Here is a 22,829-nt window from a genome sequence, read left to right as displayed (position 1 = left end):
TTTCCGGTGACTCAGCCCAGCGTGCCGATCAGCGCCTCGCACTTGCCGATGTTGGCGCGATGCGTGTCGAGCATCTCGCGCAGGCCATCGCGCATGTGGGCGTAGGGCACGCGTGGGAGCACACGCTCGATCTCGCGTGCGACCCAGCCCTGGCCGCGGTTCAGGAAGGCCAGCCGTTCGGCGCGGCCCGGCACCGCCAGCGCCTTGTCGGCGAAGCCGCCGGTCGCGCGGCTGATGTCGGCCCCCAGTTCCTGCAGATAGCCGAACATCAGCCGGCAGTAGCGGCCCTCGTCGTGACGCGACTCGACGATCAGCGCGCGCGCGTCGGCCTCGTCGGCGAAGTCTTTTTCATACTCGCCCAGCACCTTGACGCCGGCGCGCTCGCATTCGAGAAGGGTATTGAGGAATTCGGCCAGTTCGGCGTCGCTCATGGGTGTGCAATCGGATGTGGTCATGGGGGTTCTCCTCGGGTCAGGACGGTTCCGGGGTGCCGGCGAGCGCCGGCGGGAGTCGCTGCCGCCGCCACAGCGGCAGCAGTGCGAGCGCGAGCACGATCTCGAACAGGCCGAATACGACGAACACCGGCACGTAGGGATCGATACCCGTCGCGCGCAGCCAGGCGACCAGACTGCCGGCGAGCAGCGGCCCCAGCGCGAAGCCGGCCGAGCCGGCGATGTTGAAGCCGGCCAGCGTGGTCGCGCGGGCACCGTCCGGCGCCAGTGCGGCGGTGAGCACCAGAGATGGCGCATACATCGCCGCGCCGACCACGCCGCCGGCGGCCATCAGCGGCAGCAGCGCATCACGCCCGGCCAGCGGCAGCGCGATCAGGAAGGCGCCGTACAGCACACTGCCGACGAGCATCAGCGCGAACGCGTCGACATGGCGGCACAAACGCCCGGCCGGCCATGTCAGCAGCGAGAACGGCACCAGAAAGGCGGCCATCGCGGCCCCGATGCGGGCCGGGCCCAGTTCCAGCACGACGGCCATGTACAGCGTCAGCGTCGACACGATGAAGCCCACCGTGAGGCGGTCGACGAAGGCGAAGACATAGGGAATGGCCAGCGCGCGTTGCTGGCGCACGGCCGCAAACGGCGAGCGACGCTCGCGCGGGGCGGCCGTGGCGTCGCGCAGCACACACGCCGCTGCCAGCGCGAGGGCGGCGGCCAGCGCGCCGCCGGCGAACGGTACCAGAGCGGCGTCGTGCGCGCCGATCCAGCCGCCCAGCGGTGCGCCGGCGGCCACGCCCAGGCCGATGGCCGCACCGACGCCGCCCATGGTGCCGCCCAGCCGATCCTGGCGGGCGTGGTCGGCGGCCAGGGTCATCAGCAAAGACAGCGCGCTGATGTGGGCGCAGCCCTCGATGAAGCGCAGGGTCAGCACCACGCCGTAGGCGTGCTCGCCGGCGAGCGCGAACAGGCTCGCTGCGTTGAGCGCCAGTGCGGAGACGATAAGCGCCGTGCGCCGGCCGCTGCGGTCGGCCAGCCAGCCGGCCAGCGGCGCGGCGAGCAGCGCGCCGACCATGTTGGCCGACATGAAGGCGTGGCGCGCGATATCGCCGAGGTCCGGATGACGCTCCACCGTGAGCGCGGGCAGCACGGGCACCATCGCCGTGACCGGCAGCATCAGCGCGAACAGCAAGGCGGCGATGGTGGCGGGCGGCAGTGCCGTGGCGAACAGCGGGGTGGAAGATGCGGCAGGCGCGGTCATGTCGGCTGGGCCGGTCGGGCACGGCGTGATGCCGTGCGAATCGGGAACGGCGACAGACTAGCGTGCGCGCGTCCAGACCCGCTTGATGCGGGTCAAGCGGGCACGGCGATGCAGGGGCCAGACGCACGAAGGCCCGGACATGCCGGGCCTTCGGGGGATACCGCTGGAGCCGGAAATCAGGCCAGCATGAACAGCGGCAGCAGTACGATGCCGGCCAGCACCAGGGTGTTGGCCATGCCCAGGCCGATGACGCGCATCGACACCTCGCGGCAATCGACTTCCTGCACGCTCAGCACCGCGCGGATGCCCTGACGGATCAGCACGGCCGAGGCGGCCAGGCCCAGCGCCGGCAGGCCGGCGGCGATCGTCAGGCTGGAACTGAGCAGGCCCAGCGACGAGATCCACAGCGGCAGCGGAGCGATCGCGGCGACCAGGAAGGCGCCGTTCATGTCGCTGCGGCCGCCCTTGGCGCGCACCGTGGCGTCGACGGCCCAGGTCATCAGGAAGATCGACAGCAGCTCGGCGACCAGGAAGATTGCGGCGACCAGCTCCCACATGCCGGCCTGTACGGTCGGAAAATGCACGGCGCCGACGGTGTGCGTCGCCAGCAGGATCATCGCGGGCGGCAGCAAGGCCAGGGGCAGGGCGACGTTGGCGAAGGTGCGCGTGGTGCTGGGCGGCTTCTTCATCAGTTCGCGCCAGGCGGCACGCGGGGACAGGAGCAGGGCGGGAATCCGGGTCAGGTTCATTTTGGCTTCTCGTTGTTGGGCCTTGCCGCGCTCTCTCGGGCGCGGGCCGGGCCTCGATGCCGTCCTTGTGGGAGCGGGACCGTCGGCGCCGGGGCTGACTGATCGGTGATTCTGTCGGCCTCGCAGTATCTCTTGAGACATATTTCAAAAGTGATACTTCGGCGAAGCGCGCGAAGCATACCGCGGGCGTGCCGGAAATCGATTGACCTTGATCAAGGTTTTTTATTCTCGCGCTCCGAGAATGAGCGCATGAACTGCTCGATTCCTCTGCGGAGCGTGGCGTGAACCCGGCCGCCGGCGCACTGTGTTACGACGCCACGCCGCCGTTGCGCGTCCCCATGCGTTTTCTGCTGACTGCGCCGCTGTTCGGCGTGGCCGTCGGCCTGTTGCTGGTGTTCGCGCCCGAAGCGCTGGCCTCGCGCTGGCAGCCGGCGGCCTTCGCGGCGACCCATCTGCTCGCGGTGGGCTTCATGCTGGTGGCGATGTGCGGGGCGCTGATGCAGATCCTGCCGGTGGTGGCCGGCGTGGCCGTGCCCGGCGGCGTCTGGCTGGCCGGCGTGGTGCATGTGGCCTTGCTCGCCGGTGCGGCCATGCTGTCCTGGGGGCTGGGCCTCGGCGAGGCGCAGATGATTCGTGGTGGCGGCCTGCTGCTCGGCGCGGCGGCGAGCCTCTTCATGGCGGCGGTGGCCATCGGCCTGTGGGGCGCGCGCGCCGATCTGGACACGCAGCGCGACCTGCGCCTGGCGCTGGTCGGCATCGGCGTGGCGGCGCTGCTGGGCGCGACCCTTGCACAGGTACTGGGTGGCGCATTGCAGTTGCCGTTCACGCCGCTGCTCGAGATGCACGTGGGCTGGGCGCTGCTCGGCGCGGCCGGCATGTTGCTCGCCGCGACCAGCTGGATCGTGGTGCCGATGTTCCAGATCACGCCGGCCTACCCGGCGTGGATGACGCGCCGCTGGGCGCTCGCGCTGTTCGTCGCGCTGGCCTTGTGGAGCGGTGCGCTCGCAGCCGGGGCGACCATGCTCGCGAACCTCGCCCTGGCGCTGATGCTGGCGTTGGGGGCGTGCTTTGCCGCGACCACGCTGTGGCTGCAGCGGCGGTCGCGCCGTGCCGTGCCGGATGCGACCACGCGCGCCTTTCGCCTGGCGATGATCGCCTTCGCTGCCGGCATCGCCTGCGTGGTGGTGGCGCGTACCCATGGCGGTGACATGTGGGCCGTGGCGGCCGGGGTGCTGCTGCTCTATGGGGGCTTCACCAGCGCCATCCAGGGCATGCTCTACAAGATCGTGCCCTTCCTGTGCTGGCTGGACCTGAGCCAGGCGGGGCGGCGCGCGCCCAACGTCAAGAAGCTGCAGCCCGACGGCCGCGTGGCGCTGCATGCGCGCGTGCATCTGACCGCCTTGCTGCTCGTGCTGCTTTCCGTGTTCGCCGGCATGGCGTGGCTGGCGCGCGTCGCCGGCGTGCTGGTCGCGGCCGAATTTGCGCTGCTGCTGTGGATCATGAGCGGCGTGCTGCGTGCCCACCGCGCGGCGGCCAGCCGCGACTAGTCCGAAAGGACTAGTTCCCCTTCCGCCATCAGGAGAATTTTCCCGCGCGCCGTGCCTGCGTAGTCTGCAACCGTGAAAGAGGAGCCTTGGGAGGCCCGATCATGGTGACGCGGCGCAGGCAGCAGATTTCGGTTCTGGTATCGAGCACCTTCGCATTCACCGTGTGCTTCGCCGTGTGGATGATGTTCGCGGTGATCGGCATCCCCATCAAGGACGAGCTGGGCCTGAACGAGACCCAGTTCGGCCTGCTCGCCGCCACGCCGGTGCTGACCGGCTCGCTCTCGCGCCTGCCGCTGGGCATCTGGACCGACCGCTACGGCGGTCGCGTCGTTTTCTTCGCGCTGATGCTCACCACCGTGGTGCCGATCTGCCTCATCAGCTACGCCACCGAATACTGGCAGTTCCTCGTGCTCGGCCTGTTCGTGGGTCTGGCCGGCGGTTCGTTCTCGGTGGGTATCGCCTACGCGGCACGCTGGTTCGAGCGCGGCAATCAGGGCTTCGCGATGGGCGTGTTCGGCGCCGGCAACTCGGGCGCGGCGCTGACCAAGTTCGTCGCCCCGGCGCTGGTCGTGGCCTTCGGCTGGCAGTTCGTGCCGCAGGCCTTCGCGGTGGCGATGCTGGTCACCGCGATCGCGTTCTGGTTCTTCACTTACTCCGATCCCGCCCACCGTGTCTCGTCGAGCGTGACGCTCGCCGAACAGTTGCGCGTGCTCAGGAATCCGCGCGTGTGGAAGTACTGCCAGTACTACTCCATCGTCTTCGGCGGCTATGTCGCGCTGGCGCTGTGGATGACCAAGTACTACATCAACGAGTTCGGCGTCGGCATCGAGGTCGCGGCGCTGCTCGCGGCGTGCTTCTCGCTGCCGGGCGGCATGCTGCGCGCGGTCGGCGGCTGGCTGTCGGACCGTCACGGCGCGCACAAGGTGACCTGGTGGGTGATGTGGGTGTCCTGGGTGTGCCTGTTCCTGCTGTCCTACCCGCACACCGAATTCACGGTGATGACCACCGACGGCCCGCAGAGCTTCGAGATCCATCACAACGTCTGGGTATTCACCGCGCTGCTGTTCATCGTCGGCGTGGTGTGGGCCTTCGGCAAGGCCTCGGTCTTCAAGTACATCTCGGACGAGTTCCCCAACGAGATCGGCGCGGTGTCCGGCATCGTCGGGCTGGTCGGCGGCCTGGGCGGCTTCCTGCTGCCCATCCTCTTCGGCGCGCTGCTCGACATCACGGGCGTGCGCTCGAGCGCCTTCATGCTGCTCTACGGCGTGACCTGCGTGTCGCTGGCGTGGATGTACTGGACCGAAGTGCGCAGCACCGACATTTTCCGCGGCCACGGTGGTGGTCCGGCCGCCGCGTCCCGCTGACGCGGCACCATCGAAGGAGAAGGCAAATGCAAGGCATGGCCACCACCCCGCAACAGGACGCGCGCAAGAGCGGGGCCGACATCGACGACTGGCGTCCCGAGGACGAGGCCTTCTGGGCCGAGACCGGCAGTCGCGTCGCCACGCGCAACCTGTGGATCTCGATCCCCGCCCTGTTCTGCGGCTTCGCCGTGTGGCTGATGTGGGGAATCATCACGGTGCAGATGCTCAACCTGGGCTTTCCGTTCGCGCGCGACGAGCTGTTTACGCTGACCGCGATCGCCGGCCTGTCCGGGGCGACGCTGCGCATCCCCTCGTCCTTCTTCATCCGCCTGTCGGGCGGACGCAACACCATCTTCCTGACCACGGCGCTGCTCATGATTCCGGCCTTCGGCGCGGGGGTCGCGCTGCAGAGCACCGACACGCCGCTGTGGGTGTTCCAACTGCTGGCGCTGCTCTCGGGTATCGGTGGCGGCAACTTCGCGTGCTCGATGAGCAACATCAGCAGCTTCTATCCGAAGCGCCTGCAGGGTACGGCGCTGGGCCTGAACGCCGGCCTGGGCAACTTCGGCGTGACCGGCTCGCAGATCCTGATCCCGGCGGTCATGACGGTGGGACTGTTCGGCTTCATCGGTTTCGGCGAGTCGATGCCGCTGGTGCGCGACTCCGGCACGCTGCTGGGCAAGATTCCGGCCGGCACCCAGACCTTCATCCAGAACGCCGGCCTGGTGTGGCTGCTGTTGCTGGTGCCGCTGGCCATCGCGGCATGGTTCGGCATGAACAACCTCAAGAGCGTCTCGCCGACCATCGGCAACGCGGGCGCGGCCTTCCTCAAGGTGCTGCTGCTCTACGGCGTCGGTCTGGTGGTCGCTGCGCTGGGCCTTTGGCTGTACCTGCCTGCGCCGACCGGCCTGGGCGTGCTCAACATGTGGGTGGCGATGCCGCTGATCATCGTCGCCACGCTGCTGGCGATGAAGGTCGTGGCCTTCGGTGACATGAAGGCCAACCTCAACCGCCAGTTCCGCATCTTCTCGAACAAGCACACCTGGTCGATGACGGTGCTCTACATCGTCACCTTCGGCTCCTTCATCGGCTTCTCGATGGCCGTGCCGCTGTCGATCACGGTCATCTTCGGCTTCCAGCACCTGCCCGACGGCGCCGGTGGCCTGACCCACACCACGCTCAACCCCAACGCCCCGTCGGCGCTGACCTGGGCGTGGATCGGCCCCTTCGTGGGGGCGGCCACGCGTCCGCTGGGCGGCTGGATCTCGGACAAAGTGGGCGGCTCCATCGTCACCCAGATCGTCTCGCTGGTGATGGTCGTGGCCTCGGTGGCGGCCGGCTACGTGATGTTCCTGGCCTACCGTTCGCCCACGCCGGGGGCGTACTTCCTGGTCTTCATGCTGCTGTTCGTCGCGCTGTTCGCCGCCTCGGGCATCGGCAACGGTTCGACCTTCCGCAGCGTCGGCGTGATCTTCGACCGCGAGCAGGCCGGCCCGGTGCTGGGCTGGACCTCGGCGGTGGCCGCCTACGGCTCCTTCATCGCGCCGGTCGTCATTGGCCAGCAGATCAAGGCCGGCTCGCCGGAAGTCGCGATGTATGGCTTCGCCGTGTTCTACGCGCTGTGCCTGATTCTCAACTGGTGGTTCTACCTGCGCCGCAATGCCTACGTGAAGAACCCGTGACCCGCACCCGAACGAATTCGCAAGGAGTGAAACGATGAGCCACTTTCTCGACCGACTGCAGCACTTCACGATGCCCACCGAGTCCTTCGCCGGCGGTCACGGCACGGTCACCGGCGAGGACCGCACCTGGGAAGACGCCTACCGCAACCGCTGGGCGCACGACAAGATCGTGCGCTCGACCCACGGGGTCAACTGCACGGGCTCGTGCTCGTGGAAAATCTACGTCAAGGGCGGCATCGTCGCCTGGGAGACGCAGCAGACCGACTACCCGCGCACCCGCGCCGACCTGCCCAACCACGAACCGCGCGGCTGTGCCCGCGGCGCTTCCTACTCGTGGTACCTGTACAGCGCCAACCGCGTGAAGTACCCGATGGTGCGCGCGCGTCTTCTCGCGCACTGGCGCGCGGCGCGCAGCGTCGCCAACAGCGCCGTCGATGCCTGGGCGATGGTCGTCGAGGACGAGGGCAAGCGGCGCGACTATCAGCGTCAGCGCGGCCTGGGCGGCTTCGTGCGCGCGAGCTGGGACGAGACCGACGAGATCATCGCCGCGGCCAACGTCTACACCATCAAGAAGTACGGCCCCGACCGCGTCATCGGCTTCTCGCCGATCCCGGCCATGTCGATGATCTCCTATGCCGCCGGCAGCCGCTATCTGAGCCTCATCGGCGGCGTGTGCATGAGCTTCTACGACTGGTATTGCGACCTGCCGCCGTCCAGCCCGCAGGTGTGGGGCGAGCAGACCGACGTGCCCGAGTCGGCCGACTGGTACAACTCGACCTTCCTCATCGCCTGGGGCTCGAACGTGCCGCAGACGCGCACCCCCGACGCGCACTTCTTCACCGAGGTGCGCTACAAGGGCGCCAAGACGGTGGCGATCACGCCCGACTACTCCGAGGTCGCCAAGCTGTGCGACCTGTGGATGCATCCCAAGCAGGGCACGGACGCGGCGCTGGCGATGGCCATGGGCCACGTCATCCTCAAGGAGTTCTACTTCGACCGCCGCAGCGAGTACTTCGACGACTACGTACGTCGCTACACCGACCTGCCGCTGCTGGTGCAGCTCGAGGAGCGCACGCTGGGCGACGGTCGCAAGGTCATGGTGCCGGGCCGCTACCTGCGCGCCAGCGACATCGACGCCGCGCTCGACCAGAAGAACAATCCGGAATGGAAGACGCTGGCCTTCGACGAGTCCGGGCGCGTGGTCGTGCCCAACGGCTCCATCGGCTTCCGCTGGGGGGCACAGGGACGTGAGGACGAGGGCCGCTGGAACCTCGAGGACAAGGAGGCCAGCGGCGACAAGCAGGTGAAGCTGCGTCTGTCCGCGCTCGAGGTCGATGCGCCGGCGCATGACGTCGCCGACGTCGGTTTCCCGTATTTCGGCGGCATCGCGACACCCAACTTCACCGCCAACACGCAGGAAGAGGTGCTGGTGCGCAAGGTCCCGGTGAGTACCGTCAAGCTCGCCGCGGGCGAGGCGATGGTCGCCACCGTGTTCGATCTGGTCGCGGCCAACTACGGCGTGGCGCGCGGGCTCGAAGGCGAGAGCGCGGCAAGCTCCTACGACGACGACGTGCCCTACACGCCGGCCTGGCAGGAGAAGATCACCGGCGTGCCGCGTGACCAGGCCATCGCGGTGGCGCGCCAGTTCGCCGACAACGCCGACAAGACGCATGGCAAGTCCATGGTGATCATCGGCGCGGCGATGAACCACTGGTACCACAGCGACATGAACTACCGCGGCATCATCAACATGCTGATGCTGTGCGGCTGCATCGGCCAGAGCGGCGGCGGCTGGGCGCACTATGTAGGCCAGGAAAAGCTGCGTCCGCAGACCGGCTGGACGGCGCTGGCCTTCGCGCTGGACTGGATCCGCCCGCCGCGCCAGCAGAACTCGACGAGCTTCTTCTACGCGCACACCGACCAGTGGCGCTACGAAAAACTCGGCGTCGACGAGATCCTCTCGCCGCTGGCCGACAAGGCCGCCTTCGGCGGCAGCCTGATCGACTACAACGTGCGCGCCGAGCGCATGGGCTGGCTGCCCAGCGCGCCGCAACTGCAGACCAACCCGCTGGAAGTCGCGCGCACCGCGGCCGAGCGCGGGGTGGACGCCAAGGAGCATGTGGTCGCCGGGCTCAAGGACGGCTCGCTGAAGATGAGCTGCGAGGATCCGGACCATCCGGCCAACTGGCCGCGCAACCTGTTCGTGTGGCGCTCCAACCTGCTCGGCTCCTCGGGCAAGGGTCACGAGTACTTCCTCAAGCACCTGCTGGGCACCAGCCACGGTGTGCAGGGCAAGCACCTCGGGGACGAAGACGCCAAGCCGCAGGAAGTGGCCTGGCACGACAAGGCGCCGGAAGGAAAGCTCGACCTGCTGGTGACGCTGGACTTTCGCATGAGCACGACCTGCCTGTATTCGGACATCGTGCTGCCCACCGCGACCTGGTACGAGAAGAACGATCTGAACACCAGCGACATGCACCCCTTCATCCACCCGCTGTCGGCCGCGGTCGACCCGGTATGGGAGTCGAAGAGCGACTGGGAGATCTACAAGGGTTTCGCGAAGAAGTTCTCCGAAGTCTGCGTCGGCCATCTCGGCGTCGAGAAGGAGGTGGTGCTCACCCCGCTGATGCACGACACCCCGGCCGAACTGGCGCAGCCCTTCGACGTCAAGGACTGGAAGCGCGGCGAGTGCGAGCTGGTGCCGGGCAAGACGGCGCCGCAGATCGCCGTGGTCGAGCGCGACTACCCCAATACCTACGCGCGCTTCACGGCGCTGGGCCCGCTGATGAACAAGCTCGGCAACGGCGGCAAGGGCATCGGCTGGAACACCCAGGACGAGGTGCACCAGCTGGGCGAACTCAACGGTGTGGTGGCCGAGGAGGGCACGAGCTGCGGCATGCCGCGCATCGTCTCCGACATCGACGCGACCGAGGTCGTGCTGTCGCTCGCGCCGGAGACCAACGGCCATGTCGCGGTCAAGGCCTGGGCGGCGCTGTCGAAGATCACCGGGCGCGACCATACGCACCTGGCGCTGCACCGCGAGGACGAGAAGATCCGTTTCCGCGACATCCAGGCGCAGCCGCGCAAGATCATCAGCTCGCCCACCTGGTCCGGGCTGGAGAGCGAGAAGGTCAGCTACAACGCCGGCTACACCAACGTGCATGAGCTGATCCCGTGGCGCACCCTGACCGGCCGTCAGCAGTTCTACCTGGATCACCCGTGGATGCTGGCCTTCGGCGAGGGTCTGTCGAGCTACCGGCCGCCGGTGGATCTGAAGACCATCGAAGAGGTGATGGGCCGCATGCCCAACGGCAACAAGGAGATCACGCTCAACTTCATCACGCCGCACCAGAAGTGGGGCATCCACTCCACCTACAGCGACAACCTGATGATGCTCACGCTCAACCGCGGCGGGCCGGTGATCTGGCTGTCCGAGGACGACGCGAAGGGTGCCGGCATCGAGGACAACGACTGGGTGGAGCTGTTCAACGCCAACGGTGCGATCGCCGCACGGGCGGTGGTCAGCCAGCGCGTCAATCCGGGCATGGTGATGATGTATCACGCGCAGGAAAAGATCATCAACACGCCGGGCTCCGAGATCACCGGCATGCGCGGCGGCATCCACAACTCGGTCACGCGCATCGTCACCAAGCCCACGCACATGATCGGCGGCTACGCCCAGTTCAGCTACGGCTTCAACTACTACGGCACGATCGGAACGAACCGCGACGAGTTCGTCGTCGTGCGCAAGATGAACCGCATCGACTGGCTCGACGACGAAGTCGCCGAACCGGCCGGCGCCTGAGGAGACCGAGCATGAACTTCCAATTCACCCATCGTTGCTTGCCGCTCGCGGCAGCCCGGCAGGAGGCCTGACATGAGAATCCGCGCTCAAATCGGCATGGTGCTCAACCTCGACAAGTGCATCGGTTGCCACACCTGCTCGGTGACCTGCAAGAACGTGTGGACCAGCCGCGAAGGTGTCGAATACGCCTGGTTCAACAACGTCGAGACCAAGCCCGGCATCGGTTACCCCAAGGAGTGGGAGAACCAGGACAAGTGGAACGGCGGCTGGGTGCGCAAGGCCGACGGTTCCATCGAGCCGCGTCAGGGGGGCAAGTGGAAGACGCTGATGCGCATCTTCGCCAACCCCAACCTGCCGCAGATCGACGATTACTACGAACCCTTCACCTTCGACTATCAGCACCTGCACAACGCGCCGGAGATGAAGGCGGCACCCACGGCGCGTCCGCGCAGCCTGATTACCGGCAAGCGCATGGAGAAGATCGAGTGGGGGCCGAACTGGGAGGAGATCCTCGGCGGCGAGTTCTCCAAGCGCTCCAAGGACAAGAACTTCGACGACGTGCAGAAGGACATCTACGGGCAGTTCGAGAACACCTTCATGATGTATCTGCCGCGTCTGTGCGAGCACTGCCTCAATCCGACCTGTGTGGCCTCGTGCCCGTCCGGCTCGATCTACAAGCGCGAGGAGGACGGCATCGTGCTGATCGACCAGGACAAGTGCCGCGGCTGGCGCATGTGCGTGTCCGGCTGCCCGTACAAGAAGATCTACTACAACTGGAAGAGCGGCAAGGCCGAGAAGTGCATCTTCTGCTACCCGCGTATCGAGGCCGGCCAGCCCACCGTGTGCTCGGAGACCTGTGTCGGGCGCATCCGCTATCTGGGCGTGCTGCTGTATGACGCCGACGCCATCGAGCGCGCGGCCAGCACGCCGCACGACCGCGACCTGTACCAGGCGCAGCTCGACGTCTTCCTCGATCCGCATGACCCCAAGGTGATCGAGCAGGCGCGTGCCGACGGCATCCCCGATTCCTGGCTGGAGGCGGCCAAGATCAGCCCGGTCTACAAGATGGCGGTGGACTGGAAGGTCGCGCTGCCGCTGCATCCGGAATACCGCACGCTGCCGATGGTGTGGTACGTGCCGCCGCTGTCCCCGATCACCGCCGCCGCCAACGCCGGCGAGATCGGCTCCATGGGCAGCCTGCCGGATGTCGACTCGCTGCGCATCCCGGTCAAGTATCTGGCCAACCTGCTCACCGCCGGCGATACCGCGCCGGTGACCGCGGCGCTCAAGAAGATGCTCGCGATGCGTGCCTTCCAGCGCGCCAAGCACGTCGACGAGCGCGAGGATGCCGAGGTTCTGGCCGAGGCCGGGCTCACCGTCGCCCAGGTCGAGGACATGTACCACGTCATGGCGATTGCCAACTACGAGGACCGTTTCGTGATTCCGACGGCGCACCGCGAGTACGCCGAGAACGCCTTCGACCTGCGCGGCGGCTGCGGCTTCTCGTTCGGCAACGGCTGCTCGGACGGGGTCAGCGACGCGAGCCTGTTCGGCGGCAAGAAGAAACGCACCATTCCCATCATCGCGGAGCTGTGAGCATGAAGACCACCGAGATGAAATACACGCTGCGTGCGCTCGCCGCGCTGCTGTCCTATCCGGACGCCGAGCTGCGCGCGCATGTGCCCGACCTGCGCGCGGCGCTGGTCGACGAGGGTGCCCTGTCGGCCGCGCGGGTGGCCGAGCTCGACGCGCTGTTGCGCCAGCTCGAACGCGCCCGACCGCTCGAGGCCGAGGCCGAATACGTCGAACTGTTCGACCGCGGCCGCGCCACTTCGCTGCACCTGTTCGAGCACGTGCATGGCGATTCGCGCGATCGCGGACCGGCGATGGTCGATCTGGGGCAGACCTACTCGCAGGCGGGTCTGGATCTCGCGCCCGACGAGTTGCCCGACTACCTGCCGGCGGTGCTCGAGTTCGCATCGACGCAGCCGGCGCCCGCGGCGCGCGACTTTCTTGCCGAGACCGCCCACATCCTCAACGCCATCTTCAACGCACTCGAGACGCGCGGCAGCCGCTACGCCGCCGTGCTCAACGCGGCGGTGGAACTCGCGGGCGAGAAGGTCAGGGCGGTGAAGCTGCCGCCCGAGCCGGAAATCGACGAGGCGTGGACCGAGCCCGAGCCCTTTGGCGGCTGCTCCTCTGCCGGGCAGTCGCGTCCCGAGCAGCCCCAAACCGTCCAGTTCGTCCGCAAGGCGGACATGCACACCACCGGAGCCGCACAATGAAAACCATCGACTTCTTCCTGTTCGGGATCTACCCGTACATCTGTCTGGCGGTGTTCTTCATCGGCAGCCTGTTGCGCTTCGACCGCGACCAGTACACGTGGAAGAGCGACTCGTCGCAGATGCTGCGCGCCGGACAGCTGCGTCTGGGCAGCAATCTGTTCCATGCCGGGGTGCTGTTCCTGTTCTTCGGCCACTTCTTCGGCATGCTCATGCCGCACTTCATCTACGAGCATTTCATCAGCGCCGGCTCCAAGCAGGTGCTGGCGATGGTCACCGGCGGCATCGCGGGACTCGCGGCGATCGCCGGGCTGAGCCTGCTGCTGCATCGGCGCCTGACCGAGCCGCGTATCCGTGCCAACTCCAGGACCAGCGACTTCGTGCTGCTGTGGCTGCTGTGGGTGCAGCTCGCGCTGGGCCTGCTCACCATCCCGTTGTCCGCGCAGCACCTGGACGGCAGCATGATGATGGCCCTGGCCGAATGGGGGCAACGCATCGTCACCTTCCGTGGCGGCGCGGTGGAGATGATCGGCGGTGCCGGTTTCATCTTCAAGGCGCACCTGTTCCTCGGCATGACCATCTTCCTGGTCTTTCCCTTTACCCGTCTGGTGCATGTGTGGAGCGGCTTCGGCGCGCTCGCCTACCTGCGCCGTCCTTATCAGGTCGTACGCAGCCGCCGGGTCGGCCTGCCGGGCCAGCGCTGAAGGAGTGCGTCATGCATGAAGTTACCGACAAGCCGGCACGGGTAAACGGTGTCGAACTGCACGCGGCCGGCGAGGCGCCCGATGCGGCGACGCTGCGCCAGCGCGCCTGTGTCGAGTTGCTGCGCCAGCGTGCGATCGCAGCGGGCCTGCTCGCCGCCGACGACGAGGCCGGTTGCGACGGCGTGATCAGCGAGGCCGCGGCCGAGGCCATCGAAGGCCTCATCGATCGGGAGGTCGAGGTGCCCGAGCCCGATGACGAGGCCTGCCGTCGCCATCACGCGGCCAACGCCGCGCAGTTCGACGAGGGTGAGGCATTGCGCCTGCGCCACATCCTGTTCGCGGTCACGCCCGGCGTGGATGTGGTGGCGCTGCGCAAGCATGCCGAGCACGTGCTGCTCGAGGTGCGCAGTCACGAGGACGGCGTCGATCCCTTCGTCGAGGCCGCGCGCACGCAGTCGAACTGCCCCAGCGGCGCAGAGGGCGGCGATCTGGGCTGGCTCACGCGCGACGACTGTGCGCCGGAGTTCGCGCGCGAGCTCTTCGGCCGCGACGAGCTGGGCGTGCTGCCGCGTCTCGTGCACAGCCGTTTCGGCCTGCACGTGGTCGAGGTGCTCGAACGCCGGCCCGGCGAGTCGCGCGCGTTTGAGGCGGTGGCTGGCGCGGTGCGTGCATCCTTGCGTCGTCAGGCCTACCATACGGCCCTGCGCCAGTATCTCGCGCTGCTTGCCGGCGCGGCCGAACTGGAAGGCGTCGATCTGGACGGTGCCGATACCCCGCTGGTGCAATAGACGGTCGCCCGACGCTGCGGGCGACCCCCGGAGCGTCGACATGCCCCTGGCCAACAATAGCCTGCACTTCAAGATCACCGGCATCCTGCTGGTGTTCTTCGTCGCCGCCTTCGCGGCGATCGGCCTGACGCTGTTCACATCGTGGCAGCTAAAGGGGGCGGCCGCGGCGATCAATGACGCGGGCAGCCTGCGCATGGGCACCTATCGCATCGCCTGGCTGATCGAGCAGGGCGAGGGCGGCGCGCTGGCGCCGATGACTGCGGCCTCGCGCCTGGCCGGCGAGCTCGCCCGCTTCGACGTGGTGCTCGACGGGCTGATCGGGGGCGATCCTGCGCGCCCGCTCGCGGTGCCGCGCGGCGACGATATCGTCGAGGATCTGGGCGCGCTCTCCGCGCATTGGTACGGCCACATTCGCCCGGCGCTGGCCGCGCTGGTCGAGGCCGCAGGGCCGGATGCGGCGGCCTTCGGCGGTGCCCCGGTGGAGGCCGACGTGCTGGCCGCGCGCATCGATGACATCGTGCGCCGCATGGAACTCCGCTATGCCGAGGAGACGGCCTGGCTGCGTGGCTCGCAGATCCTGCTGGTCTTCATGGCCATCGTCGGCACGGTATTCCTGATCCGCTTCTTCGTCAGCCAGGTGATCCGTCCGGTGGAGTCGCTCGCCAGCGGTCTGGCGCGCATGGAGCGCGAGGACTTCGGCGTGCGTCTGCCCATCCAGCGGCATGACGAGCTGGGCGACGTGACCGAGGGCTTCAACCGCATGGCGGCCCACCTGCAGCACCTGTACGGCACGCTCGAGGACCGCGTGCAGGACAAGACCGAGACGCTCACCGCGCGCAACCGCGAGCTGGGCATCCTGTATTCGTCGATCAGTTTTCTGCACGAGCCGCACGACATGGACAGCCTGTGCCGCGGCTTTCTTTTGCGCATCCGCGAGACCATGGGCGCCTCGGCCGCGGCCGTGCGGCTGATGGACAGCGGCGGCGAGAACCTCTACATCACCTACTGCGAGGGTCTGGATCCGGGTTTTCTCGATTCGGAGGAGATGATTTCCTGCGCCGACTGCCTGTGTGGCGAGGCCTCGCGCAAGCCGGTGACCTTCTTCGCCCAGCTCGACCCCCCGGGCAAGGGCGTGACGCACGATGTCTGCAGCAAGGCGGGATTCCGCTCGGTGACGGCGACCACGATCAGTGTCAACAAGCGCCCCATCGGCGTGTTCAACCTGTTCTTCGACCAGGTCCGCACGGTCGGTCAGGCCGACCGGCTGATGCTCGAAACCCTGGGCGAGCAGCTCGGCGTGGCGATCGACAACCTGCGCCTGCAGTCGCGCGAGCGCGAGCTGGCGGTGTCCGAGGAGCGCAACCTGCTCGCGCGCGAGCTGCACGATTCCATCGCCCAGGCGCTGGCCTACATGAACCTGCAGTTGCAGATGTGCGAGCACGCGCTGGCCGAAGGCGACACCACCGAGGTGCGCGAAAGTCTCGCGCGCATCCGCTGCGGCGTGCAGGAGAGCTACGACGACGTGCGCGAACTGCTGGTGCATTTTCGCAGCCGCGTCGGTCAGCAGGATCTGGAAGCCGCGCTCGACGCGGCCCTGCGGCGCCTGGGCGAACAAGGCGAGGTGATCACGCACCTGGAGGTCGACGGCGGCGGCGCGCCGCTCGACGCGGAGACGGAGACGCAGGTGCTCTACATCGTGCAGGAGGCCTTGTCGAACGTGCGCAAGCATGCGCGCGCGAAGCATGTCACGGTCGCTCTGCAGCGCGGTGTCGACGGGCTGGCCGTGACGGTGCGCGATGACGGGATGGGGTTCGATGCGCTCTCGCCGTGCGACGACGCACACGCCCACATCGGCCTGACCGTGATGCGCGAGCGCGCCGAGCGCATCGGCGCCGGCTTCTCGGTGCGATCGGCACCGGGCGAGGGGACCGAGGTCCGCATCGAGTTGCAGCGTCGCATGGAGGCCGTGCCGGCATGAGCGAAGGGCGCGTGCGCATCGTGCTGGTCGACGACCACAGCCTGTTTCGCGGCGGCATGCGCATGCTGCTCGGGCGCGAGGCCGGCTTCGAGGTGATCGGCGAGGCCGGGGACGCGAGCGAGGGCATCAAGGCGGTGGCGCGACTGGCGCCGGACGTGGTGCTGCTGGATCTCAACATGCCCGGCATGTCCGGCGCCGAGGCCGCGCGCATCCTCGCCGAGGAGACTCCCGATGTGCGCGTGCTGATGCTCACCGTGTCGGAGGATGCCGAGGATCTGTTCGCGGCGCTGCGGGCCGGCGCCTGTGGCTATCTGCTCAAGAACATCGAGGCCGAGGCGCTGATCGCGGCGATCCGCAGCGCGGCAGCGGGCGAATCGGTGATCTCGCCGCGCATGATGGGCAAGCTGCTCTCCGGCGTGCGCGCCGAGACACCGGCACCCGCGCGTGAGGTGCCCGAGTCGGAACGGCTGACCCCGCGCGAGGGCGAGATCCTGGCCCTGATCGCGCGCGGCAAGAGCAACAAGGAAATCGCGCGCGCGCTCGAAGTGGCCGAGAGCACGGTCAAGATCCACGTGCAGAACCTGTTGCGCAAGCTCGGGCTGGCAAGCCGCGTGCAGGCGGCCGTGTACGCGGTCGAGCGCGGCCTCGGTGGAGAGTGAGCGCTGAAGCGTCCGGCGCTTGACGCCGATCAAGGCCGGCCGCGCCCGCCCGCCTAGACTGACATCCGGTCTTTACGCCCGAGGAGGCAACCGGATGAATACGCCACGGCGTGTCGAACTCGTCTGCCCGGCCGGCAGCCTGCCGGCCCTGCGTGCAGCCGTCGATCATGGCGCGGACTGCGTCTACATGGGCTTTCGCGACGCCACCAATGCGCGCAATTTTCCGGGGCTCAATTTCGACGACGACGGCGCGCGTCGTGCCATCGACTACGCCCATGCGCGCGGTGCCAAGGTGCTGCTCGCGCTCAACACCTATCCCCAGCCGCAGTCCTGGGCGCAATGGACTTCGGCGCTGGACCGCGCTGCCGATCTGGGCGTCGACGCGGTGATCCTCGCCGATCCGGGCCTGCTCGAACACGCCGCGCGCCATCACCCGCGACTGCGTCTGCACCTGTCGGTGCAGGGCTCGGTGACTTCGCACGAGGCGATCCGCTTCTTCCATGAACGCTTCGGCGTCAGTCGCGTCGTCCTGCCCCGCGTGCTGTCGATGTCGCAGGTGCGCCGCGTCGTCGAACACAGCCCGGTGGAGGTCGAGGTGTTCGGCTTCGGCAGCCTGTGCGTGATGGTCGAGGGCCGCTGCGCGCTCTCTTCCTACGTCACCGGCGAGTCCCCCAACACCTGCGGCGCGTGCTCGCCCGCGCACGCGGTGCGCTGGGAGGAGGGTGCCGACGGCCGACATTCGCGCCTGAACGGCGTGCTCATCGACACCTATGCGCCGGACGAGCCGGCCGGCTATCCGACGCTGTGCAAGGGCCGCTTCGAAGTCGGCGGCGAGACCGGCTACGCCTTCGAGGAACCCACCAGCCTGTCGGTGCTGGACCTGCTGCCCGAACTGGTGGATGCCGGCGTGGCGGCGATCAAGGTCGAGGGGCGCCAGCGCAGCCCGGCCTATGTTGCGCAGGTCACGCGTGTGCTGCGCGAGGCGCTAGACGCGTGCCTGCGCGACCCGCAGTCCTTCGCGCCGCGTGCCGAATGGGTGGCTGCGCTCGACCGCGTCTCCGAGGGAAGTCTGCACACGCTGGGCGCGCTCGACCGCGCCTGGCAATGAGGAGGATGCGATGAAGATCTCGATTGGGCCGCTGCTGTATTTCTGGTCGCGCGAGGCGGTGTTCGACTTCTACGACGAAGTGGCCGGGGTGGATGCCGACATCGTCTACCTGGGCGAGACCGTCTGCTCCAAGCGCCGCGCGCTGCGAACGGACGACTGGCTGCAGATCGCCGAACGACTGCAGCAGGCGGGCAAGGAGGTGGTGCTCAGCACGCTCGCGCTGGTCGAGGCCGAATCCGAACTGGCGAGCCTGCGCCGCGCGGTGGGCAACGGTCGCCACGCGATCGAGGCCAACGACATGGCGGCGGTGGGGATGGCGGCCAATGCCGGTACGCCTTTCGTCGCTGGCCCGCATCTGAACACCTACAACGCCGGCACGCTGCGCATGCTCGCCGGACTCGGCGCGCGCCGCTGGGTGATGCCGGTGGAACTGTCGCACGACACGCTCGCGCAGATGCAGGCCGCACGACCCGAGGGCGTGGAGACCGAGGTCTTCGCCTTCGGCCGCCTGCCGCTGGCCTTCTCGGCACGTTGCTTCTCGGCGCGCACCGACGGACGCGCCAAGGATGAGTGCGGGCTGTGCTGCGGCGACGATCCCCAAGGGCGTCTGGTGCGCACGCGCGAAGGTGCCGACTTCCTGGTCATCAACGGCGTCCAGACGCAGTCGGCGAGCCTGGCCAATCTGGTTGCCGAAGTGCCGCAGATGCGTGCGCTGGGCGTCGACGTGGTGCGCATCTCGCCGCATTCTCCGGAGCTGACGGCCGATGCCGTGGCCAGCTTCCGGGCCGCGATCGATGGCAGCCAGGTGCATGATCCGCTGGCTGGATTGCGCGAGACGCAGCCGGATGGGGCGTGGTGCAACGGGTACTGGCACGGCCGTCCGGGCATGCAGTGGCATGTCATGACCGAAGGGCGCGATACCCACTCCTAGCGCCGTCGTTCAGCCTGTCTGCGTGCGCGGCAGGCGCGCGAACACGGCGCGCGCCACGCCCGCGGCCCAGCGGCCGGCCTGCGGTCCCAGCACGGCATTGCAGTGCGCGTCCACGTCGAAATCCAGCGCATCGAGCAGGTTCTTGAGCAGCAGTCCGGTGGCGGTGTCGCCCTCGAGCGTCAGCCTGCGCTGGAAGAACAGCGTGTCGGGGTCCTCGGCGCGGCTGGCCAGCGCGATCAGATCCTCCAGCCGCCCGCCGATGCGCACGTCCCAATCGCCCTCGGGCGCGCGTTCGATGCGGCCGGCGTGTACCCGGAACACCGGCGCGCGCGCCGCGTCGGTGACGGCGACACAGATGCGGCGCCCGTCGAGTTCGTCGAGGCGACGGGCGATCTCCTGCCCCTTCATCAGATGGTTGGCCAGACGCGAGAGCGCCTCGGCATGGAAGGGGTCGGGCAGGGTGCGAACGAGGAAGGCCAGCGGCGGCAGGGGCAGTTTCATGTCGGTCGTGTGGCAGCGTGTAAAAGTGCCAGCCTACGCGCCTGCCCGGGTGCGCGACTTGATCTGGATGAAGGTTTCGAATCGACGAGGCAAAAAAAGGGCGGCCCGCATGGGGCCGCCCGAAAATCCTTCCCATGGAGGCTAGCGACCGGGGGGTGGGGAATAGGCCGTAGCGGGAAGGAGAGAGAGCCGGTCCGGAGCCGCCGTGGCGTCTCCGCAATCCTTCGCGTGCGCGCTTGGGCGCGCTGCGTGCTTCGCGTGCGTTCCTGTGGGCGTATTGCATGCGTTTCAAGCGCACGCAAGCCAGTCCCGTAGCTGCACACGGCGAAGCCAGAGTCCGATTATCTACGACTTTGGATATAGGTTGCAAGAGGGCTGCCGCCGCACGCATCGCGCTGCACGGGCTGGTGCGCCGAGAGGGACTCGAACCCTCAAGCCTTGCGGCACTGGAACCTAAATCGCTTTGGCATACACTCACGGCAACAAGCAGCAACAGACTAGAGCATTAAAAACAGAGTGTTACGGATTTTGTAACGCTGTGTAATTTTGTCGTTTATTGCCGTTTTTTGGTGTTGAGTGTGCCAAAAATGTGCCACGGAAACGGACTCAGTAACGCAGCACTGGACGCGCCGCGCGCATCAGATCGAGCAGATCGTCCTGAGTGGCTGGTTCAGTGTCGAAGAACCACCAACTGGTGTACAGCCGGTCATCGTCGTCGAGCCACAAAACATGAAACACCGGTTGCCCCTCGCGCGACTCGATCGCGTACAGGGTCAGCGGCGTTCCGTCGTCAGCTCTCGAGACTTCCATGGGTCACGATCCGAGCATGCCGGCGACGGATGAGCGGTTACGGCGGATCACGTTCATGATGATCTTCTCGCCAGGTGTCGAGCCCATGTATTCACCAACCAGCGCCGGGTCGATCGCGTTGACCACGCGCACGTTCGTTTCTGATCGTGCTGACGATGTGATGGCCTCGTTCGGGAGTACGCGCCCGGCGGTGTTGGGCACGAACAGTTCTGGGCCGCGTTCGCCTACAAGGTAGGCGCTGCCACCGGCCACCGGCCCGCCGTCGGCGCGGGCACCGGCGACCATCGCCGAGCCGAGCGCGCCCAGCCATCCACCGCTACCGGCGAAGCCGCGACCGAGAAACCCCAGCAGCTGAGAGGCGACCAGCTCCGACGCCATGCGATGGATGTTGTCGATGAACTTGCGCGCGATATCGTCCGAGCCACGCCCCACGGAATAGAAGAAGTCGCCCATCGCGTCCTGCATGTTGCGGGCGGCTTGGTCGGCGTAGGTGGTCATGGCGTCGCCGACTTTGCCCATCGTGTCCGGCAGCGTGCCCAGGCGCGTCTGCACGGCCTCGACGTACTCATCAACCGAAATGCGGCCACGGCGGAACGCCTGGTCGAGTAGCAGCATATCCTCGCGCGTGCGCTCGAGCATCGCGGTCGGGGTGGCGTTGAGCAGTTCGTTCAGGCGTGATTGTTCGTCGGCGGCGCGCTCCATGGCCTCGATACTCTCGAGCAGGCCGCGCGCCATACCCAGCTGCGCCTCGCTGGCACCGGCCATGCGCAGCTCGAACAGCTGCAACTCGGTGTTGCTCATGCCGAAGGTCATAGCCTGCTTGGTCAGCGCGTCGATCTGCTGCTGTACGGCGTCCACCTGACTGCGGATCGAACTTGTTACTCGATCAACCGCATCGCCGGCCGTATCGGCCGCGCCCTTTGAATCCTCGTGCGCACGCCGGCCAGCCACCGCGGCTTCGGCGGCAGCCTGCCCAGCATCACGGGCCTGCGCCCACCAGTCGAGCATTGCCGTTCCCGCCAGTGGGGTTTCCATGAGGCGTGCGAACTCGGCCTGCGCGGCGCCGAAGTTCTCGCGGGCGGCGGCAAGATCACTCTGGATGGCGGCGCCCAGGCCGGACGTGCGCACCGGGCCAATCTCCAGTCCGGGGACGCGGTTCATTTGCTCGATGAGGAAATTCACGGCCCTGAGCGGTCCGTTTACGATGGACTCGGCGAGATCGAGCATCAGGCCGCTTACGCCGTAGGTCATCATTTTGAAGGTTTGCCAGGACAGGCGCACGGATCGGTTGACGCCGTCGAAGGCGTCGATCACGAACGCCAGGGAACGCAGGGTGGAATCTACGGCGTCCTCAACAGCAGAACCGAGGCCGCCCGCCTCATCGGCAGCATTGAGGAAATCTTCGCCGATCTGGCGCAACGCCGGCGAGAGCTCGACGGTCAGCCGTTTGGAAATTCCCTCGACGAACAGGTCGAAGGTGCCCATTGCGTCGTTCGCGAGTTCGACCTTTGCGGCATCGATTTCGGATAGCTTGGTTCCGAAAATATCGACTTGTCGCCCAGCTTCGGCAATGGTGCCATTGTCGAGCATGCGCATCGCGGCCGCGTTCTTCGTGCCAAACAGTTCAGCAGCGACCGCGCCGCGCTCGGCGGCGGCGACGTTCTCGCGCAGCGCCTTGTTCACGGCGGCGATGCGCTCATCAAGCGGTAGCGCGGCCAGTTCCTGCGCGGTGATGCCGAGGCGATCGAACGCGTCTGCCTGTGTCTTGGATCCTTGGATAGCCTTGCCGATGGCAACGTCGAGGCGCTGGCTCGCGCTCTCCACTTGCGAGAGGCCTACGCCGGCCATCTCGCCGGCGCGGCGCAGAACTTCCATGACACCGCTCGTCGTGTTCAAGCGTTGCGCCAGCTTGGCTTGTTCGTCGATCATCTGGCGCGACCGGTTGACCATCATGGTCATGGCAGTCACGGCGGCAGTAGCGCCAACTACCATCGCGGTGCCGATGGCCTTGCCCGTTCGCTCCGCCTGCCGGCGCATTGCATCCAGGCGCTTCTCGGCGCGTTTGGTGTCCGTCTCGAATGAGCCGGTTTTCATCAAAAGGTCAATGGTGATGCTACCCGCAGACATGGCCGCCCCCTTGTCGGTAAAGGTGGCGGCACCGCATCACGCGGCCCGCCGCGCCGGTGTTTGCCATCACGCACACCGAAAAGCGTG

Annotated in this window: 18 protein-coding genes; 12 read left to right on the top strand and 6 right to left on the bottom strand. The window is 67.4% G+C overall.

The annotated features are described in order from the left end of the window. Positions 1-11 precede the first annotated feature (11 nt). From C0099_RS08670 to C0099_RS08660, 3 genes are all read right to left on the bottom strand, one after another. The gene (locus tag C0099_RS08670; protein ID WP_123785233.1) at positions 12-455 is read right to left on the bottom strand and encodes a DUF6306 domain-containing protein; all 444 of its coding nucleotides are present in this window, start codon (positions 453-455) and stop codon (positions 12-14) included. A 16-nt stretch (positions 456-471) separates the two neighbouring features. Next, positions 472-1,707 (bottom strand): MFS transporter, encoded by a 1,236-nt coding sequence (locus C0099_RS08665; RefSeq protein ID WP_102247065.1) that lies wholly within the window; start codon positions 1,705-1,707, stop codon positions 472-474. A 176-nt stretch (positions 1,708-1,883) separates the two neighbouring features. Next, the gene (locus C0099_RS08660) at positions 1,884-2,456 is read right to left on the bottom strand and encodes a YIP1 family protein (protein WP_164084895.1); all 573 of its coding nucleotides are present in this window, start codon (positions 2,454-2,456) and stop codon (positions 1,884-1,886) included. 281 nt (positions 2,457-2,737) lie between these two features. On the opposite strand from C0099_RS08660, the gene C0099_RS08655 reads away from it, so the two are divergent. The 12 genes from C0099_RS08655 (at position 2,738) to C0099_RS08600 (ending at position 19,304) form a co-directional block, all read left to right on the top strand. Beyond that, complete coding sequence (locus C0099_RS08655) at positions 2,738-4,003, top strand: hypothetical protein (RefSeq protein ID WP_228151559.1); 1,266 nt, start codon at positions 2,738-2,740, stop codon at positions 4,001-4,003. Between the two features lie 101 nt (positions 4,004-4,104). Next, a complete protein-coding gene (locus tag C0099_RS16270; protein ID WP_102247063.1) occupies positions 4,105-5,367 on the top strand; it encodes an MFS transporter in 1,263 nt (420 codons plus the stop codon). Positions 5,368-5,393: 26 nt separating this feature from the next. Further along, positions 5,394-7,049 (top strand): MFS transporter, encoded by a 1,656-nt coding sequence (locus C0099_RS16265; protein ID WP_102247062.1) that lies wholly within the window; start codon positions 5,394-5,396, stop codon positions 7,047-7,049. 34 nt (positions 7,050-7,083) lie between these two features. Further along, positions 7,084-10,854 carry a nitrate reductase subunit alpha gene (locus tag C0099_RS08640; protein ID WP_102247061.1) on the top strand — a complete coding sequence of 1,257 codons (3,771 nt, stop codon included), beginning with the start codon at positions 7,084-7,086 and terminating at the stop codon, positions 10,852-10,854. Positions 10,855-10,926: 72 nt separating this feature from the next. Then, a complete protein-coding gene (gene narH, locus C0099_RS08635; RefSeq protein ID WP_102247060.1) occupies positions 10,927-12,450 on the top strand; it encodes a nitrate reductase subunit beta in 1,524 nt (507 codons plus the stop codon). A gap of 2 nt (positions 12,451-12,452) precedes the next feature. Then, positions 12,453-13,139: a nitrate reductase molybdenum cofactor assembly chaperone gene (narJ, locus tag C0099_RS08630; protein ID WP_199797585.1), complete on the top strand. Its 687-nt coding sequence runs from the start codon at positions 12,453-12,455 to the stop codon at positions 13,137-13,139. Beyond that, entirely contained in the window at positions 13,136-13,840 is a 705-nt protein-coding gene (narI, locus tag C0099_RS08625) for a respiratory nitrate reductase subunit gamma (protein WP_102247059.1), read from the top strand. Before narJ ends, narI begins: the two co-directional genes overlap by 4 nt. An 11-nt stretch (positions 13,841-13,851) precedes the next feature. Further along, positions 13,852-14,628, top strand: a complete 777-nt coding sequence (locus C0099_RS08620; RefSeq protein WP_102247058.1) for a peptidylprolyl isomerase — start codon at positions 13,852-13,854, stop codon at positions 14,626-14,628. Between the two features lie 40 nt (positions 14,629-14,668). Further along, entirely contained in the window at positions 14,669-16,606 is a 1,938-nt protein-coding gene (locus tag C0099_RS08615) for a histidine kinase (RefSeq protein ID WP_102247057.1), read from the top strand. After that, complete coding sequence (locus tag C0099_RS08610) at positions 16,603-17,265, top strand: response regulator (protein WP_102247056.1); 663 nt, start codon at positions 16,603-16,605, stop codon at positions 17,263-17,265. The genes C0099_RS08615 and C0099_RS08610 overlap by 4 nt, the downstream gene beginning before the upstream one ends. Positions 17,266-17,359: 94 nt before the next feature. Further along, the gene (gene ubiU, locus C0099_RS08605) at positions 17,360-18,373 is read left to right on the top strand and encodes a ubiquinone anaerobic biosynthesis protein UbiU (protein WP_102247055.1); all 1,014 of its coding nucleotides are present in this window, start codon (positions 17,360-17,362) and stop codon (positions 18,371-18,373) included. 10 nt (positions 18,374-18,383) lie between these two features. Continuing rightward, positions 18,384-19,304 (top strand): U32 family peptidase, encoded by a 921-nt coding sequence (locus C0099_RS08600; RefSeq protein ID WP_102247054.1) that lies wholly within the window; start codon positions 18,384-18,386, stop codon positions 19,302-19,304. Positions 19,305-19,313: 9 nt separating this feature from the next. Here C0099_RS08600 and ubiT read toward each other — a convergent pair whose 3' ends face one another. The 3 genes from ubiT to C0099_RS08585 form a co-directional block, all read right to left on the bottom strand. Next, on the bottom strand, positions 19,314-19,805 hold the full coding sequence (gene ubiT / locus C0099_RS08595) for a ubiquinone anaerobic biosynthesis accessory factor UbiT (protein WP_102247053.1): 492 nt from the start codon (positions 19,803-19,805) through the stop codon (positions 19,314-19,316). Between the two features lie 606 nt (positions 19,806-20,411). After that, on the bottom strand, positions 20,412-20,615 hold the full coding sequence (locus C0099_RS08590; RefSeq protein WP_102247052.1) for a hypothetical protein: 204 nt from the start codon (positions 20,613-20,615) through the stop codon (positions 20,412-20,414). 3 nt (positions 20,616-20,618) lie between these two features. Next, positions 20,619-22,742: a hypothetical protein gene (locus C0099_RS08585; RefSeq protein ID WP_123785232.1), complete on the bottom strand. Its 2,124-nt coding sequence runs from the start codon at positions 22,740-22,742 to the stop codon at positions 20,619-20,621. Between the last annotated feature and the right edge of the window lie 87 nt (positions 22,743-22,829).

This window comes from Pseudazoarcus pumilus (genome assembly GCF_002872475.1).
Classification (GTDB): Bacteria; Pseudomonadota; Gammaproteobacteria; order Burkholderiales; family Rhodocyclaceae; genus Pseudazoarcus; species Pseudazoarcus pumilus.
Note: the sequence above shows the minus strand (reverse complement) of the source record. Positions and strands in the feature narration are given on the sequence as shown.

Excerpts from the sequence above, each read along its gene's own strand:
- C0099_RS08670 (WP_123785233.1), bottom strand. The coding sequence starts at position 455 with ATGACCACATCCGATTGCACACCCATGAGCGACGCCGAACTGGCCGAA.
- C0099_RS08665 (WP_102247065.1), bottom strand. The coding sequence starts at position 1,707 with ATGACCGCGCCTGCCGCATCTTCCACCCCGCTGTTCGCCACGGCACTG.
- C0099_RS08660 (WP_164084895.1), bottom strand. The coding sequence starts at position 2,456 with ATGAACCTGACCCGGATTCCCGCCCTGCTCCTGTCCCCGCGTGCCGCC.
- C0099_RS16270 (WP_102247063.1), top strand. The coding sequence starts at position 4,105 with ATGGTGACGCGGCGCAGGCAGCAGATTTCGGTTCTGGTATCGAGCACC.
- C0099_RS16265 (WP_102247062.1), top strand. The coding sequence starts at position 5,394 with ATGCAAGGCATGGCCACCACCCCGCAACAGGACGCGCGCAAGAGCGGG.
- C0099_RS08640 (WP_102247061.1), top strand. The coding sequence starts at position 7,084 with ATGAGCCACTTTCTCGACCGACTGCAGCACTTCACGATGCCCACCGAG.
- narH (WP_102247060.1), top strand. The coding sequence starts at position 10,927 with ATGAGAATCCGCGCTCAAATCGGCATGGTGCTCAACCTCGACAAGTGC.
- narJ (WP_199797585.1), top strand. The coding sequence starts at position 12,453 with ATGAAGACCACCGAGATGAAATACACGCTGCGTGCGCTCGCCGCGCTG.
- narI (WP_102247059.1), top strand. The coding sequence starts at position 13,136 with ATGAAAACCATCGACTTCTTCCTGTTCGGGATCTACCCGTACATCTGT.
- C0099_RS08620 (WP_102247058.1), top strand. The coding sequence starts at position 13,852 with ATGCATGAAGTTACCGACAAGCCGGCACGGGTAAACGGTGTCGAACTG.
- C0099_RS08615 (WP_102247057.1), top strand. The coding sequence starts at position 14,669 with ATGCCCCTGGCCAACAATAGCCTGCACTTCAAGATCACCGGCATCCTG.
- C0099_RS08610 (WP_102247056.1), top strand. The coding sequence starts at position 16,603 with ATGAGCGAAGGGCGCGTGCGCATCGTGCTGGTCGACGACCACAGCCTG.
- ubiU (WP_102247055.1), top strand. The coding sequence starts at position 17,360 with ATGAATACGCCACGGCGTGTCGAACTCGTCTGCCCGGCCGGCAGCCTG.
- C0099_RS08600 (WP_102247054.1), top strand. The coding sequence starts at position 18,384 with ATGAAGATCTCGATTGGGCCGCTGCTGTATTTCTGGTCGCGCGAGGCG.
- ubiT (WP_102247053.1), bottom strand. The coding sequence starts at position 19,805 with ATGAAACTGCCCCTGCCGCCGCTGGCCTTCCTCGTTCGCACCCTGCCC.
- C0099_RS08590 (WP_102247052.1), bottom strand. The coding sequence starts at position 20,615 with ATGGAAGTCTCGAGAGCTGACGACGGAACGCCGCTGACCCTGTACGCG.
- C0099_RS08585 (WP_123785232.1), bottom strand. The coding sequence starts at position 22,742 with ATGTCTGCGGGTAGCATCACCATTGACCTTTTGATGAAAACCGGCTCA.